Source organism: Myxococcus stipitatus DSM 14675 (assembly GCF_000331735.1).
In the GTDB taxonomy this organism is placed as follows: domain Bacteria; phylum Myxococcota; class Myxococcia; order Myxococcales; family Myxococcaceae; genus Myxococcus; species Myxococcus stipitatus.
Genome location: NC_020126.1, coordinates 6,702,477 through 6,717,484 on the forward strand (window position 1 = coordinate 6,702,477; position 15,008 = coordinate 6,717,484).

The following is a 15,008-nucleotide window of genomic DNA, read 5'->3' on the forward strand; positions in this document are numbered from 1 at the left end:
ACTCAGGCCCTCACTGCTTGTTCAACGCCACCGCCACCCGGTCCAACAGGCCGTTGACGAACGCGCTGGACTCCTCGGTCCCGAAGTTCTTCCCCAGCTCCACCGCCTCGTTGATGGTGACCTTGCGAGGGATGTCGGGACGGTACTTCAGCTCGAAGATGCCCACGCGCAGCACGTTGCGGTCGATGCGGGACATGCGGTCCAGGCGCCAGTTGTGGCTGTGCGACTCGATGAGCCGGTCGATCTCCGCGCGGTGGCCCTGCACGCCTTCCACCAGCTCGCGAGCGAACCGCACCGCGTCCGGGTCCCGCTTGTCTTCATCCGACGCGGACCACGCCGACTCCAGCGCGTCATGCACCGACGCGCCCTGCGCCATCTCCATCTGGTAGAGCGCCTGCAACGCCCGCTCACGGCCTGTTCTGCGCGCGCCCATCGCTACCCCTTCCTCGCGTCGAGCGTGGTCATCCGCGAGAACAGGTTCACCATCTCGATGCAGGCCAGCGTGGCCTCGGCGCCCTTGTTGCCCGCCTTCACACCCGCGCGGTCAATGGCCTGCTCCACCGTGTCCGTCGTCAGCACGCCGAAGGTGACGGACGTCGAGGGGTTGGCCGCCGCCGCGTTGAACGCCACCGCGCCAATGCCCTTGGCGCACTCACCCGCCACGTAGTCGAAGTGGGGCGTGCCGCCCCGGATGACGGCCCCCAGCGCGATGACGCCCACGTACTGCTTGGACTCCGTCACACGGCGCACGAGGCCGGGCAGCTCATAGGTGCCAGGGCAGCGGTACACGTCCACGTCCGCGTCCGCGACGCCATGGCGGACCAGCGTGTCCACGGCGCCCTTGGCCAGCTCCTCGGTGATGAAGCCGTTGAAGCGGGCGACACAAATCGCGAAGCGGCCCTTGGGGGGCAGGAAGTCACCTTCGATGTAGCGAGGCATGCGGCGCTTCCTACACCACCCGGGCCCCGGCGTCGCCTGCTACGGCGTGCCGAACCCCGCCGCCCGGACGGCCGCCTCCGTCACCCCACCCGTCTGGAGTCCCCCCGCCTGCCCTCGCTGGAGCAGGAACAGGCGCGCCACGTACTTTCCGATGGGGTCCGCCTCCAGGTTGACCCGGGCCCCCACCGCCTTGGCCCGCAGGGTGGTGCGCTCCTGCGTCTCCGGGATGAGCTGCACGCTGAACCGGTCCGCCCCCACGGTGTTCACCGTCAGACTGATGCCGTCGATGGCCACCGAGCCCTTCTCGATGAAGTACGGCGCCAGGGCCTCCGGCAGCCCGAAGACCATCACCCACGAGCCGCCCTCCGGCCGGGTCTCCAGCACCGCGCTGACCTGGTCCACGTGCCCGGAGACCAGGTGCCCGCCCAGCCGGTCCCCCAGCGCCAGGGCCCGCTCCAGGTTCACCTTGTCGCCCGGCCGCACGGCGTCCAGCGTCGTGCGCCGCAGCGTCTCCGGCGCCGCCTGCACGCGGAACGTGTCGCCCGTGCGCTCCACCACCGTGAGGCACGCGCCATCCACGGCGATGGACTCGCCCAGCGCGAAGGAGGCCGCGCCCAGCGACGTGCGAATCCACAAGTCCGTCATCCCGCCCGGAATGACGCGCTCCACCCTGCCGATGTCCTGAATGAGCCCGGTGAACATATGCCTCGGGCATATACCCGAGTGTCCCGAGCCGCCACCCTCACGAGCCCCAGGTGTCCGCCATGCACCGACACGCTGAACCGGGGCATCAGGACGGCTTGGGGCTGGGAGCAGGCCGCTACAGCAGGGCCTGGAGCAGGATGTCCTGGCCGTGCTGCTCGAAGGTGAGGTCCTTGACGGAGAGGGCCTGGGCCATCTCCTTCACGCCCAGGTCTCCCGCCCAGGACAGCCCCTCGCGGCCCAAGAGCTTCGGCGCCAGGAACAGGGCCAGCTCATCCGCCAGGTGCTCGCGCAGGAAGGAGCCGTACATCTCCGCCCCGCCCTCCACCAGCACGTGGTTGAGGCCCGAGCGGGCCAGCTTGCGCAGGAGCGCCTTCAGGTCCACCCGGTCCGCCTTCGCGCGCAGCTGCCACACCTCCACGCCCTGGGCCAGGAAGCGCTTGGCCTTGCGGCCCTCCGGGTCCTCCAGCGTGGCGATGATGGTGCGCGCCGAGCTCTTCTGGCTGAAGACGCTGTAGCGCGGCGACAGGCGCAGGTGGCTGTCCACCACGACGCGCAGCGCGTCCTTGCCCTTGCCGCCCGGCAGGCGCGTGGTGAGCTTCGGGTCGTCCTGGCGCACGGTGTTCGCGCCCACGAGGATGACGTCCACGGAGTCGCGCAGCCGGTGCACCCACTCACGCGCCTTCTCGCCCGTCACCCAGCGCGAGTCGCCCGTGGCGGTGGCCAGCTTGCCATCCAGCGTCGCCGCGGCCTTCAGCGTCACCCAGGGCAGGCCCGTGTTGATGGCCTTGAAGAAGGGCCGGTTGAGCTTGTCGGCCTCCGCCTGGAGCACGCCCGTGACGACCTTCACGCCCGCGCGGCGCATCCGCGCCACCCCCTTGCCGCTCACCTTGGGGTTCGGGTCCGCCGAGCCGCAGAAGACGCGGCGCACACCCGCCTCGATGATGGCGAGGCTGCACGGCGGCGTGCGGCCATAGTGGTCACACGGCTCCAGCGTCGAGTAGAGGTCCGCGCCCCGCGCCTTCGAGCCCGCCGCCTCCAGCGCCACCACCTCGGCGTGCGCCGTGCCCGCCTTCTTGTGGTAGCCGCGGGCGATGATGCGTCCGCCCTTCACCAGCACCGCGCCCACCACGGGGTTGGGGCTGGTGCGGCCCAGGCCCTTGGCGGCTTCCTCCAGCGCGATGCGCATGAAGAACTCGGCCACCGCGCGGTCGAAGTCCGCCGCCCGCTTCGCCCGGGGCGCCCGGGTGGCTTCCAGCCGTGCCCGCGTCAGCAGCCGCATGTGTTCCCTCAGCTTCCTCGGCCCGGGAGGAGCGGCTTCGCCTTGCGCTCGCGCTCCTGGTCCTCGAGCAAATCCTTCAGCTCGTGCATGAACTCGGAGATGTCGCGGAAGCTGCGGTACACGGAGGCGAAGCGCACGTAGGCCACCTCGTCCATCTGCTGCAGCCGGCGCATGATCTCCTCGCCGATGACGGACGAGTTGATCTCCTTCTCGCCCATGCCCTGCAGGAGCCGCTCGATGGCGACCACCGTCTCCTCGAGCTGCTCCGCCGACACCGGCCGCTTCTCACACGCCTTCTTCAGCCCGCTGACGATCTTCTCGCGGTCGAACGCCTCGCGCCGGCCGTCCTTCTTCACGATGAGCGGGTAGAGTTCCTCCACCCGCTCATACGTCGTGAAGCGGCGCTTGCAGGCCAGGCACTCGCGGCGCCGTCGGATGACGGAGCCCTCGTGCGACTCGCGTGAGTCGATGACCTTGTTTTCGGCGTCCTGGCAGAACGGGCAGCGCATACAGGTGCGGCGCGAGGCTCCGGGTTACTTCAGCCGAGAGGCGTACAGCGGGAAGCCCTGTGCGAGCTCCTTCACCTGGCCCCGGATGCGAGAAAGCGCCGCGTCGTCCTGCGCCGCATCCAGCGCGGCGCCGATGAGCTTGCCCACCATCGCCATGTCCGCCTCCCGCATGCCGCGCGTGGTGATCGCGGGCGTGCCCACCCGGATGCCGGACGTCGTCATCGGCTTCTCCGGGTCGAACGGAATCATGTTCTTGTTCACGGTGATGCCGGCCTTGTCGAGCACCGCCTCGGCCACCTTGCCCGTGAGCTGCTTGGGGCGCAGGTCCACCAGCATCAGGTGGTTGTCGGTGCCGCCGGACGTCAGCCGCAGGCCCGCGGACTTCAGCGCCTCCGCCAGCGCCTTCGCGTTGGCGACAATCTGCTGCTGGTAGGCCTTGTACTCCGGGGTCAGCGCCTCGCGGAACGCCACGGCCTTGCCGGCGATGACGTGCATCAGCGGGCCGCCCTGGATGCCGGGGAAGATCTGGCTGTTGATGGTCTTCGCGTAGGCCTCGCGCCCCATCACCATGCCGCCGCGCGGACCGCGCAGCGTCTTGTGCGTGGTGGTGGTGACGATGTCCGCGAAGGGCACCGGCGAGGGGTGGACCCCCGCGGCGACCAGGCCCGCGATGTGCGCCATGTCCACGAACATGGCCGCGCCGGACTCGTCGGCGATCTCCCGGAACTTCGCGAAGTCGATGGTGCGCGGATAGGCGCTGGCGCCCACGACGAGCACCTTCGGCTTGTGCTCCTGCGCGAGCGCACGCACCTGCGCGTAGTCGATGGTCTCCGTGTCGCGCGTCAGGCCGTAGTGGACGACCTTGTAGAGCTTGCCGGAGAAGTTGAACGCGGCGCCGTGCGTGAGGTGGCCGCCGGAGTTCAGGTCCAGCGACAGCATCGTGTCACCCGGCTTCATCAGCGCCATGTACGCGCCCATGTTGGCCTGGCTGCCCGAGTGCGCCTGCACGTTGACGAAGTCGGCGCCGAAGAGCTGCTTGGCGCGGTCGATGGCGAGGTTCTCCACCACGTCCACCACCTCGCAACCGCCGTAGTAGCGCTTGCCGGGGTAGCCTTCCGCGTACTTGTTGGTGAGCACGGAGCCCACCGCCTCCATCACCGCGGGGCTGACGAAGTTCTCGGAGGCAATCAGCTCCAGGCCATGCTCCTGGCGCTGCGTCTCTTCGTGGACGGCCCGGGCAATCTCGGGGTCCACCTGGGCCAGCGTGCGAATGTTCTCCATGGCGGATCTCCTCACGACGAAAGGGGGACGGCGACAAGCCGCCAGCTAGCGCTGGGACTCGACCTCGCGAATCATCTGCACGCGACGCTCGTGGCGACCGCCCGAGAACGCCGTGTCCAGGAACGCCTCCAGGATGGCCCGGCCCACGCCGGCACCCACCACGCGCTGGCCCAGGCACAGCACGTTGGCGTCATTGTGGGCCCGCGACATGCGAGCCTCGAACTCCGTGGTGCACAGGGCCGCGCGGATGCCCTGGTACTTGTTGGCCACGATGCTCATGCCGATGCCGGTGCCGCACACCAGCACGCCCAGCGTGGCCTCGCCGGACACCACCGCCCGAGTCACTCGGGCGGCGAAGTCCGGATAGTCCACCGAGTCTTTCGCGAACGGGCCCACGTCTTCATGGGCCACATTCCGCTCCCGGAGCACCGCCACCAACTCCTGGCGGAGCTCCAGGCCCGCGTGGTCCGAAGCAAGGATGACTTTCACGCGGTATCTCCCTCGGGTCGCCTAGAAGCGCTTGAAGAGCAGCACCGCGTTGGTGCCGCCGAATCCAAACGAGTTGCTCATCACCGCGTCCACCCGGGCCTCGCGCGCCTGGTTGGGCACGTAGTCCAGGTCGCAGTCCGGGTCCGGCGTCGTCTGGTTGATGGTGGGCGGCAGGATGTTGCGAGACAGCACCAGCGCGCTCACCACCCCCTCCGCTCCACCCGCCGCGCCGAGCATGTGGCCCGTCATGGACTTGGTGGACGACACCGCGAGCTTGCGCACGTGGTCGCCGAACACCGCCTTGATGGCCTTGGTCTCGTTCGCGTCGTTGAAGGGCGTCGAGGTGCCGTGGGCGTTGATGTAGCCCACCTCATCCGGACGCATCCCGGCGGACGCCAGCGCCAGCCGCATGCAGCGCGCCGCGCCCTCGCCCTCCGGCGCCGGCTGGGTCACGTGGTACGCGTCCGAGTTGGCCCCGTACCCGACGACCTCGGCCAGGATCTTGGCGCCGCGCTTCTTCGCGGCCTCCATCTCCTCCAGCACCAGCATGCCGGCGCCCTCGCCCATGACGAAACCATCCCGCTCCTTGTCGAACGGGCGGCTGGCCCCCGCGGGGTCGTCATTGCGCGTGGACAGCGCCTTCATCACGGAGAAGCCACCCAGCCCCAGCGGGGTGATGGCCGCTTCCGCGCCTCCGGCGATGGCCGCGTCCGTCTCCCCCAGCTTGATGGACTTCCACGCCTCGCCAATGGCATGGGCGCTGGTGGCGCACGCGGACACCGGGGCCCAGTTGGGACCCTTGCAGTTGTACCGCATGGAGATGAGGCCAGGCGCCATGTTGACGATCATCTGGATGATGAAGAAGGGCGACAGCCGGTCAAACCCCTTCTCCAACCCCTTGCGGTGCTGCTCCTCAAGGGAAGAGATGCCGCCGATGCCCGAGCCGACGATGACGCCCACCCGCTCGGGCGCGTACCCGTTCGGCTTGTCCAGGCCCACCGGCAGCCCGGACTCCTCCATCGCCATCGACGCGGCGGCCATGGCGTACTGGGCATAGAGGTCCATCCGGCGCACTTCGCGCCTGTCGATGAACGTCTCCGGCTCGAAGTCCTTCACCTCGCCCGCGATGCGCGTGTCTATCTTCTTCGTGTCGAAGCGGGTGACGAGGGAAATACCGGACTTGCCGGCGATCATCGCCTGCCAGTTCTTCTCGGTTCCTGTACCCAGTGCCGAGATGAGCCCGGTACCGGTGATGACAACTCGACGGTGTGACACGGTCCTCTCCGGTGGCGAATGGGACGCCGGGGACGCCGCTTGACGCAGCGTCACCCCGCCCCCCGGCACGCCGTGGTGCTGCCTACTCAGCTTGGGGCTTGTGGGTCTTGATGTAGTTGACGGCGTCGCCAACGGTCTTGATGTTCTCGGCCTCCTCGTCGGGAATCTCGACCTCGAACTCCTCTTCCATCGCCATCACGAGCTCCACGATGTCGAGGCTGTCGGCGCCAAGGTCCTCGATGAAGGAAGCCTCGGGCTTGATCTCTTCATCGCTCACGCCGAGCTGATCCGCGATGATGCTCTTGACCTTGGCTTCAATGTTCGTCGACATAAGTGCTGAATCCTCCAGGAACCAGATGAAGGCCCGGAAGGCTTCCCGAGCCCTGTCGAAAGCGGCGGCGGTATATCCCACGACCGCCAGCAATCCAACCGCTGGGTTACATGTACATGCCGCCGTTGACCTTGAGGACCTCGCCGGTGATGTAGGACGAGGCGTCTCCCGAGAGGAAGAGGACGGCCTGGGCCACCTCCTCCGGGTTGCCCAGTCGACCTAGCGGAATGCCCTCAAGCATCTTCTGGCGCAGGTCGTCATTGAGGTGGGAGGTCATGTCCGTCCCGATGAAGCCCGGGGACACGGCATTGACGCGAATCCCACGGCTGGACAGTTCGCGAGCCACCGACTTCGTCAGGCCCACGAGCCCTGCTTTGGAGGCCGAGTAGGCCACCTGTCCGCCGTTGCCCATGTCGCCCACCACGGAGGTGACGTTGACGATGGCGCCCGAGCGCTGCTTCATCATCGGACGGCTGACGGCGCGGATGAGGGCGAAGGCGCCCTTCAGGTTCGTGTCCAGCTGCTTGTCCCAGTCCTCGTCCTTCACGCGCATCACCAGGCCGTCCACCGCGACGCCCGCGTTGTTGACGAGCACGTCCAGCCGGCCGTGCGCCTTGAGGATGCCCTCCACCGCGCTCGCGCACGCGGCGGTGTCCGCCACGTCGAAGCGGAGGGCCTCCGCCTTGGCGCCCTCCGCCTGGATGAGCGCCACCGACTCCTGGGCCGCCGCCTCGTTGCCCGCATAGCTGATGACCACCGTGGAGGCCCCCGCCTTCGCGAACGCCACCGCGCACGCGCGGCCGATGCCTCGCGAGCCGCCCGTCACCAGCACCACCTTGTCCTTGAAGCTCATGCGCTCACCCCAGCGCCGCGAGGGCCTTCTGCAGGCTCGCGGAGTCCTCGACGTTGAAGGTTTCGATGTCCTTGGTGATGCGCTTGACCAGGCCACACAGCACCTTGCCCGGCCCCAGCTCCACCACGCGCGTGACGCCCTCCGCCTTCAGCGCCTCCACGCACTCAATCCAGCGCACCGGCGAGCTCACCTGCTCCAGCAGCAGCGGCACCACGCGCGCCACGTCCGAGTTGGGCCGCGCCTCCACGTTCGTCACCACCGGCACCGACGGCGCCGACAGCGCGATGCCGCCCAGCACCGCCGCCAGCCGCGGCTTCACCGGCTCCATCAGCGCGCAGTGGAAGGGCGCGGACACCGGAAGCGGCATCACCCGCTTGGCGCCGGCCTCCTTGCACTTCGCGCCCGCGCGCTCCACCGCCGCCGCGTTGCCGGCAATCACCGTCTGCTCGGGCGAGTTGTAGTTGGCGGGGGACACCACCAGCCCCTCGGCCGCCTCGTCACACGCCGCCTTCACCTTGCCCGGCTCCAGGCCCAGCACCGCGGCCATGGCGCCCACGCCCGCGGGCACCGCCTCCTGCATGAAGGTGCCGCGCGCGCGCACCGCCCGGGCCGCGTCGCCAATGGACAGGGCGCCCGCCGCCACCAGCGCGGAGTACTCCCCCAGCGAGTGGCCCGCCACGAAGGACGCCACCGGCCCCCGCGTGGAGAACACCGCATGCGCCGCCACCGACACCGTCAGGATGGCCGGCTGGGTGTTGGCCGTGAGCTTCAGCGCATCTTCTGGCCCCTCGAAGCAGAGCTTCGAGAGTTTCTCGCCCAGCGCGTCATCCGCGGCCTCGAAGACAGCGCGAGCCTCCGGGAACTGCTCGAAGAGGTCCTTGCCCATCCCCACGGTCTGACTGCCCTGCCCGGGAAACACGAATGCGACCTTCGCCATGTGCGGTCTCTGCCTCCTGAATCGTCCCGTCCCGTGACAACTCCAGCGCAGCCTCGCGCCGCCCCAGGTCTCCAGCGCGGGCCCACCTCCCGGCGACTCCGGGCTCGCGCCGACTGGCGCGGTGGGCTCCATCCGGCACCTGGGGGAGGGACGCGGACGGTGTGTTGCCGTACTTGTGCAGCTTCAGCCGGCACTTGTCGCGAGGAATCTCCTGCCGCTCCAGCAGCGCCTCCTCGGAGCGGGCGTTGAGTTGCCGGGCATGACGGGACCCCGCTCTCTAATCGGAAACAGCTTCGTCTGTCCCCTTTTTTCCCCTCTGATGGGTAGGGAGCCAGGCGGCCGCGTTGGCAATGCAACGCGTCAACTCTTCCTGGAGTCCCGCCTGGGCCGTGGCCAGCGCCGCACCCAGGGCGTTGTGGATGGCGCGAGGGCTGGAGCGCCCATGCGCCACGATGCCCACGCCGCGCAGGCCCAGGAGCGGAGCGCCTCCATACTCGGCGTAGTCCACCATCCGCCGCAGGCCCGCCAGGGCGGGCTGGAGCAGGAGCGCCCCCAGCTTCTCCGACAGGCCGCCCCGCTTCTCGATGGCCTGGCGCAGGAGCCCCACGACGCCCATGCCCACGCCCTCGGATGTCTTGAGGACGACATTGCCGGTGAAGCCGTCCGTCACCACCACCTGCACGTCGCCAGAGAACAGGTCCTTGCCCTCCACGTAGCCGGCGAAGTCCAGGTCCGACTGGCGCAAGAGCTCGCTCGCCTCGCGCGTCAGGGGCGTCCCCTTGGAGGGCTCCTCGCCGTTGGAGAGCACGCCCACCCGAGGGCGCGCCACGCCCAGGCGCAGGCGCACGTACGCCTCGCCCAGGACGGCGAACTGCGCGAGGTGCGAGGGGCGACAGTCCACGTTGGCCCCCGCGTCCAGGAGCAGGGAGCGGCCCCCTCCCTTGAGCGCCGGGAAGAGCGCGGCGATGGCGGGACGCTCCACGCCCGGCAGCCGTCCCAGCGTCAACAGCCCGCCCGCCATGACGGCGCCCGAGTTCCCCGCGGACACCAGCGCGTCCGCGTGACCGTCTCGCACAAGCTCGAACCCCACCCTCAAGGAGGAGTCGCGCTTGCGGCGGAAGGCCGTGGAGGCGTGGTCGTCCATCTCCACCACCTCCGAGGCGTGGTGGATGCGCAGGTTCGACGGGGGCAGTCCCTTGCCCAGCAGCGGCGTCACCTTCGCCGTGTCCCCCACCAGCACCACCTCGTGGTCGGGGTGGGCCCGGGCGAAGAGCACACCTCCCTCCACCGGGGCCCCCGGCGCGTGATCGCCACCCATCGCGTCCAAGACCAGCCTCATCCCCACCGTCCCCTTCTGCGTGCGCCTGCCATGTCGACCCTGTCCCTACATCTCCCGGGCCAGGCGGCGCGCAGCACACCAGGAACCTCCCAGGGGGGCAACGACTCGCTGCCCCGGTGCGTGGGTTCGCCGCCGCGCGGGCCCAGGCGGATGATCCGCGCGGGAGGCGAATGCCGCGGTCGCCAAGGGCGTTGTCCTGACCCGCCGCGTGGGGTATCAGGGCGGTGGACGGTGGTCCTCCCGGCGCTCGTACACGCGCATTGACTCGGGCCTTGCGAGCCGCTAGGTTCCGCCGCCTTTCTAGCCGGACAGGGAATACGCGAGTCACTCGCGAACCCTCCCGGCTTGGTGTTGGACCGACATGTTGCGCAGGGAGCCGGGGACCCCGGCACAGCGCGTGAGATAGAGGTGAGCCGTGGGTGTCCCCAAGAAGCGTACTTCCAAGATGCGTCGTGACCGCCGTCGCGCGGCCAACAACAACCTGCGCAGCGCCGTGCAGGTGACCAAGTGCCCCAACTGCAAGGAGCCGGTGATGCCGCACCGCGCCTGCACGTCCTGTGGCCAGTACAAGGGCCGCGAGCTGCTGCCCCAAGCCGAAGCCTGATGACTTGCTCATGACGCTCCCGTCCAGGAGCGTCGTGTCATGCGAAGGGCCGCGCCTCCCACTCGGAGGTCGCGGCCCTTGCTTTTTGGGGGCCCCGCCGCTCACGGCGAGGCCCCTGCCCCAGCTCCTTCAGTTGCTGAGCTTGATGTTCTTCAGCGGCGCCAGGCGGGGATCCACCGGCTTCGTCTCACACTGGCACTTCGCCTCGTTGAGGTTGGTGCCGCACTGCGAGCACAGCCCCTTGCAGTCGTCCTTGCAGGCGATGTTCATGGGCAGCGCCAGGAGCAGCTGCTCCAGGACGATGGGGTCCAGGTGGATGGTCTTCCCATCGAAGACCTCCTGGTCCACGTCGTCCAGCTCGAACGAGCCACCTGTCTCGCCCTGCTGCCGCTCCTTCTTCTCCATGGACTTCTCGTCGTCATCCGAGAAGCCCTCCCCGCGCGCCAGCGACTCCGGCACCAGGTTGAGGTTGAAGGAGACGGGCAGCGCCAGCTCCACGTCCTTCAAGCAGCGCTTGCAGGGGCTGCCCACGTGGGCGGTGAACTGGCCCTCCAGCAGCACGCCACCGCTCACCCGGCGAAGGGTCGCCTTGAGCCGCGACGGCTTCATGGCCCGGAAGCCCGTGTCCTGCCCGGACTCCCCACCTTCCAACGCGGTGCCCAGCAACTCCTGGGCGAGGGGCTCATCCAGCTTGAGCCCCGATTCATGAATTTGTTCAACCTTTACGAGCATTTACGAGACTTCCAGGTCAAATGGGGGCGGGCAACATAGAGGGCGGCCCCCCGAGCGTCAACACGCCCCAGTTCGACAACACCCCGAAGATGTCACTGCGCCGTCACCTCCGGTGGGGCGCCCTTCGTGGATCCTCCAGACAACGCTTTGATAGGGTCGATTTGATGCACAGGCACGATTCTCGGTCGCGGGTAGGAGCGATGCTCCTCGTCGTGGGCCTGCTGGCTCCTCCGGGGCTGGCCCGTCCTCTCTTCCCCGCGCCTGTCCTCTCGCAGCTCGGGCCAGCAAGCCCCGATATCACCCGCGCGCGGGAGCAGATCGACGACGGCGAGTTCGAGGAAGCCCGCCGCACCCTCCAGGCCGGGCTGGACGCGCCGGATGTCACCGACGACCAGTTGGTGGAGCTCTACCGCCTCCTGGGCCTCACCGCACTGTACCTGGGCGATGAAACCCAGGCGCGCGAGGCCTACGAGAAGCTGCTCCAGGCCCGGCCCGACTACGAGCTGCCCCGCTCGGCTCCTCCCAAGCTGCGCTCGCTCTACGCGCGCATCAAGGAGGACATCCGCAGCCGGCGCGTGCGCCCCGTCACCCTGGACGTGGACCCGATTCCGGACCCGCCCGGCGGCGAGCCCATCACCGTGGAGGCCACCATCCAGGAGCTGGCGCTGGGCGCCCGCGCACGCCTGTTCTACCGGCGCGCGGGCGACCAGGCGTACAACTCGGTGGACTTCGTGAAGGACCGCGAGGCCCGCGAGCACTTCCGCGCGGTGGTGCCCGCCTACGACGTGCCGGTGGAGCCGGAGCCCTACGAGGTGGAGTACTACTTCGAGGTGGTGGACGCCGCGCAGCGCCGGCTCGCGGGCCGGGGCGACTCGTTCCAGCCCCTGCTCTTCCAGGTCTCCTCGCGCGTGCAGGCCACCACCGCCGCCGAGGTCTCCGAGGGACGCCCCTGGTACAAGAGCCCCTGGCTCTGGGTGGCCGTGGGCGCGGTGGCCATCGGCGGCACCGCGGGCATCGTGGCCCTCTCCTCCTCCGAGGACCGGGGCCGCGTCCCCATCACCATTCGCGTGGACCCTTCCCAGCCATGAGCTCACGCCTCTTGAAGTTCCTGCCGTTCGCCCTCGGCCTGTGCGCGTGTGGGCCCGACACGTCGGCCACCTCCGGACGCTTCGGCCTGGACGTGGTGATGTCTCGCGCCGTGGCCGACGAGGTCCACGCGCTCCAGGTCAGCGTCGTGAAGGACGGCTCCCGCCGCAACTGCACGGAGCTGCAGCGCACCTGCCTCAACACGCAGGTGAAGCGCGAGGACCTGGTGGTGCTCGAGGACCCGCGCGGCAACGAGGGCCGCGCGCTGCGCTTCACCGTGGACCTGGCCGCCATGCAGAACGGCGGCAGCCAGGCGCTCGCGGTGGACGTCCCCGTGGGGCGCGACTACGCGCTCGTCATCGAGGCCCTGGCCGTCGGCTCGCCCTCCCGCTTCCTCGGCAGCTCCTGCAACTACCTCAAGGTCGTCAACTCCGGGGACAACGCCCCCGTGGTCGCCGCCCCCCTGGTGCTGACCGAGCAGTCCTGCGACCCGTCCATCGCCCCCTGAGCGGGAGGGCGCTTCCACCCCCGCGCGTCTGGCGCCACGCCGCTACACCTTTCCCAGAGGAATCCATGACGCGCATCCTGATCATCGAGGACGAGCAGGACCTCGCCGGGCTCGTCGAATACAACCTCCGCGCCGCGGGCTTCGACACCGAAGCCGCGAACACCGGCGCCGGAGGACTGGCCCGCGCCCGGGCGAACCCACCGGACCTGCTCCTGTTGGACATGATGTTGCCGGACATCGCCGGCGGCGAAGTGCTGCGCCTGCTCAAGCAGGACCCGGAGCTGCGCAAGACGTCCGTCATCATCGTCAGCGCCAAGGGCCAGGAGTCGGACCGCGTCCAAGGCCTGGAGCTGGGCGCGGACGACTACGTGGTGAAGCCCTTCTCCGTCCGCGAGCTGCTCCTGCGCGTCAAGGCGGTGCTGCGCCGGGGCGACACGGACGACAGCGGCCCCGCGCAAGTCCTCGCCGCGGGCGACATCGTCCTGGACACCTCGCGCCACCAGGTGCGCGTCAAGGACGTGGAGGTCATCCTCACCGCCCTGGAGTTCCGCCTGCTGCAGACGCTCCTGGAGCGAATCGACCGGGTGCAGACGCGCGAGGTGCTCCTCTCCGATGTCTGGGGCATCCAGGCGGAGATCCACACCCGCACGGTGGACACGCACATCAAGCGCCTGCGCGAGAAGCTGGGCCCCTCCGGCGACATCATCGAGACGGTGCGCGGCGTGGGCTACAAGCTCAGCCCCCCGTAGCGCCGCCGCCGTCCGTCTCCAGAAGGCCCGCGACACATGCCCCTGCGCTACACGCTCCTGCCCCTGCTCCTGCCAGCCACGCTGGTGGGGTTGCTCGTGGTCGCCCTGGGCACGCCCGGCGGCGCGGTGCCCGTGGCCCTCATCACCCTGGCCGGCTCCCTCATGGCGCTGGGACTCAGCCGCGGCGCGCTGCAGCGCCAGCTGGACCAGCTGGAGCGCAACACCCGCGGCCGCGCCGAGGGCGGTGGGGGCCCCTCCCTCGACCCGGACCGGCTGGAGGAGGTCGCCAGCCTCGAGGGCGCCATCGACTCGCTGCACACCCACCTGACGGCGCGCAACGCCGAGCTCGTCCAGGAGTCACGCACCCTCACCGCCGTGCTGGACAGCATGGCCGAGGGCATCTGGGTGACGGACGCCGACGGCACCGTGGTGCGCCACAACGACGCGCTGCGGGACATCCTCCAGCCCGGCGCGCCCATCCCCGGCCAGCGCCCCATCGCCGTCATCCGCGACGACCAGCTCCACGACGCCGTCCTCCGCGCCTGCCGTGAAGGGGCCTCCAGCCGCCTGGAGCTGTCGCTGGAGGGCCTGTTCCCCCGCACGCTGGCCATCCGCGTCACGCCCCTGGGCAAGGACCTGCCCGGCAGCGCCGCCGTCTTCCACGACGTCACCGAGCTGCGCCGGCTGGAGAAGGTGCGCAAGGACTTCGTCGCCAACGTCTCCCACGAGCTGCGCACGCCCATCACCGCCATCCGCGGCTATGCGGAGACCCTCCAGGGCGGTGCCCTGGGCGACGCGCAGATGGCCCCACGCATGGTGGAAATCATCCACCGACAGTCCGAGCGCCTGTCCGAGCTGGTGGAGGACCTGCTGGAGCTGTCGCGGCTGGAGTCGCGGGAGGTGAGCCTGAAACTCACGGAAGTCCCGCTCGCCGAGGCCGCCGCCCGCGCCGCCGACACAGTGCGTCCCAAGGCGGAGAGCAAGGGCCAGGTGATTTCACTCCACGTCTCACCGGACCTGGTCGCGGTGGGAGACCCGCGGGCGGTGGAGCAGGTGCTCCTCAACCTCCTCGACAACGCGGTGAAGTACACGCCGGCGGGCGGGCGCGTGGACGTGGACGGAGCGTATGAGGACGGGCGGTGCGTGGTGCGGGTTCAGGACACCGGGGTGGGCATCGAGCCGCGTCATCTGTCCCGCATCTTCGAGCGCTTCTACCGGGTGGACAAAGGGCGCAGCCGGGACATGGGCGGCACGGGGTTGGGCCTCTCCATCGTCAAGCATCTGCTCCAGGCCATGGACGGCGAGGTCAAGGTCGAAAGCCAACCGAACGAGGGGAGCACGTTCACGATTTTTCTGCCCCAGGCGGCTCGCGCCGGCACTGCGTCAGGGTAG

General features: G+C 69.5%; 18 protein-coding genes. 5 read left to right on the forward strand and 13 right to left on the reverse strand.

Features of this window, described 5'->3' with window-relative positions; genetic code table 11:
• Positions 1 to 10: 10 nt before the first annotated feature.
• The 12 genes from nusB to plsX form a co-directional block, all read right to left on the reverse strand.
• On the reverse strand, positions 11 to 433 hold the full coding sequence (gene nusB / locus MYSTI_RS25865; RefSeq protein WP_015350756.1) for a transcription antitermination factor NusB: 423 nt from the start codon (positions 431 to 433) through the stop codon (positions 11 to 13).
• Positions 434 to 435: 2 nt separating this feature from the next.
• Complete coding sequence (gene ribH / locus MYSTI_RS25870) at positions 436 to 939, reverse strand: 6,7-dimethyl-8-ribityllumazine synthase (protein WP_015350757.1); 504 nt, start codon at positions 937 to 939, stop codon at positions 436 to 438.
• A 39-nt stretch (positions 940 to 978) separates the two neighbouring features.
• The gene (locus MYSTI_RS25875; protein WP_015350758.1) at positions 979 to 1,641 is read right to left on the reverse strand and encodes a riboflavin synthase; all 663 of its coding nucleotides are present in this window, start codon (positions 1,639 to 1,641) and stop codon (positions 979 to 981) included.
• Between the two features lie 118 nt (positions 1,642 to 1,759).
• Positions 1,760 to 2,923 (reverse strand): bifunctional diaminohydroxyphosphoribosylaminopyrimidine deaminase/5-amino-6-(5-phosphoribosylamino)uracil reductase RibD, encoded by a 1,164-nt coding sequence (ribD, locus tag MYSTI_RS25880; protein WP_015350759.1) that lies wholly within the window; start codon positions 2,921 to 2,923, stop codon positions 1,760 to 1,762.
• A gap of 8 nt (positions 2,924 to 2,931) precedes the next feature.
• Entirely contained in the window at positions 2,932 to 3,432 is a 501-nt protein-coding gene (gene nrdR / locus MYSTI_RS25885) for a transcriptional regulator NrdR (protein ID WP_015350760.1), read from the reverse strand.
• 24 nt (positions 3,433 to 3,456) lie between these two features.
• On the reverse strand, positions 3,457 to 4,713 hold the full coding sequence (locus tag MYSTI_RS25890; RefSeq protein ID WP_015350761.1) for a serine hydroxymethyltransferase: 1,257 nt from the start codon (positions 4,711 to 4,713) through the stop codon (positions 3,457 to 3,459).
• Between the two features lie 45 nt (positions 4,714 to 4,758).
• Positions 4,759 to 5,202 carry a ribose 5-phosphate isomerase B gene (gene rpiB, locus MYSTI_RS25895; RefSeq protein WP_015350762.1) on the reverse strand — a complete coding sequence of 148 codons (444 nt, stop codon included), beginning with the start codon at positions 5,200 to 5,202 and terminating at the stop codon, positions 4,759 to 4,761.
• 21 nt (positions 5,203 to 5,223) lie between these two features.
• Positions 5,224 to 6,477: a beta-ketoacyl-ACP synthase II gene (gene fabF, locus MYSTI_RS25900; RefSeq protein WP_015350763.1), complete on the reverse strand. Its 1,254-nt coding sequence runs from the start codon at positions 6,475 to 6,477 to the stop codon at positions 5,224 to 5,226.
• An 82-nt stretch (positions 6,478 to 6,559) separates the two neighbouring features.
• Positions 6,560 to 6,808, reverse strand: coding sequence for an acyl carrier protein (gene acpP, locus MYSTI_RS25905; protein ID WP_015350764.1), 249 nt, complete (start codon positions 6,806 to 6,808; stop codon positions 6,560 to 6,562).
• 106 nt (positions 6,809 to 6,914) lie between these two features.
• A complete protein-coding gene (gene fabG, locus MYSTI_RS25910; RefSeq protein WP_015350765.1) occupies positions 6,915 to 7,661 on the reverse strand; it encodes a 3-oxoacyl-[acyl-carrier-protein] reductase in 747 nt (248 codons plus the stop codon).
• A 4-nt stretch (positions 7,662 to 7,665) separates the two neighbouring features.
• Entirely contained in the window at positions 7,666 to 8,598 is a 933-nt protein-coding gene (gene fabD / locus MYSTI_RS25915) for an ACP S-malonyltransferase (RefSeq protein ID WP_015350766.1), read from the reverse strand.
• 277 nt (positions 8,599 to 8,875) lie between these two features.
• Complete coding sequence (gene plsX / locus MYSTI_RS25920; protein WP_015350767.1) at positions 8,876 to 9,937, reverse strand: phosphate acyltransferase PlsX; 1,062 nt, start codon at positions 9,935 to 9,937, stop codon at positions 8,876 to 8,878.
• 415 nt (positions 9,938 to 10,352) lie between these two features.
• Between plsX and rpmF the strand changes: the two genes are divergently transcribed.
• Complete coding sequence (gene rpmF / locus MYSTI_RS25925) at positions 10,353 to 10,541, forward strand: 50S ribosomal protein L32 (protein WP_015350768.1); 189 nt, start codon at positions 10,353 to 10,355, stop codon at positions 10,539 to 10,541.
• Between the two features lie 129 nt (positions 10,542 to 10,670).
• On the opposite strand, the gene MYSTI_RS25930 is transcribed toward rpmF, so the two are convergent.
• Positions 10,671 to 11,273 carry a YceD family protein gene (locus tag MYSTI_RS25930; RefSeq protein WP_015350769.1) on the reverse strand — a complete coding sequence of 201 codons (603 nt, stop codon included), beginning with the start codon at positions 11,271 to 11,273 and terminating at the stop codon, positions 10,671 to 10,673.
• Between the two features lie 200 nt (positions 11,274 to 11,473).
• On the opposite strand from MYSTI_RS25930, the gene MYSTI_RS25935 reads away from it, so the two are divergent.
• The 4 genes from MYSTI_RS25935 to MYSTI_RS25950 all read left to right on the forward strand — a co-directional run bounded on the left by MYSTI_RS25935 (position 11,474) and on the right by MYSTI_RS25950 (position 15,008).
• The gene (locus tag MYSTI_RS25935) at positions 11,474 to 12,361 is read left to right on the forward strand and encodes a tetratricopeptide repeat protein (RefSeq protein ID WP_015350770.1); all 888 of its coding nucleotides are present in this window, start codon (positions 11,474 to 11,476) and stop codon (positions 12,359 to 12,361) included.
• Positions 12,358 to 12,867: a hypothetical protein gene (locus tag MYSTI_RS25940; protein WP_015350771.1), complete on the forward strand. Its 510-nt coding sequence runs from the start codon at positions 12,358 to 12,360 to the stop codon at positions 12,865 to 12,867. The genes MYSTI_RS25935 and MYSTI_RS25940 overlap by 4 nt, the downstream gene beginning before the upstream one ends.
• 65 nt (positions 12,868 to 12,932) lie before the next feature.
• Positions 12,933 to 13,616 carry a response regulator gene (locus tag MYSTI_RS25945; protein WP_015350772.1) on the forward strand — a complete coding sequence of 228 codons (684 nt, stop codon included), beginning with the start codon at positions 12,933 to 12,935 and terminating at the stop codon, positions 13,614 to 13,616.
• A gap of 36 nt (positions 13,617 to 13,652) precedes the next feature.
• Entirely contained in the window at positions 13,653 to 15,008 is a 1,356-nt protein-coding gene (locus MYSTI_RS25950; RefSeq protein WP_015350773.1) for a sensor histidine kinase, read from the forward strand.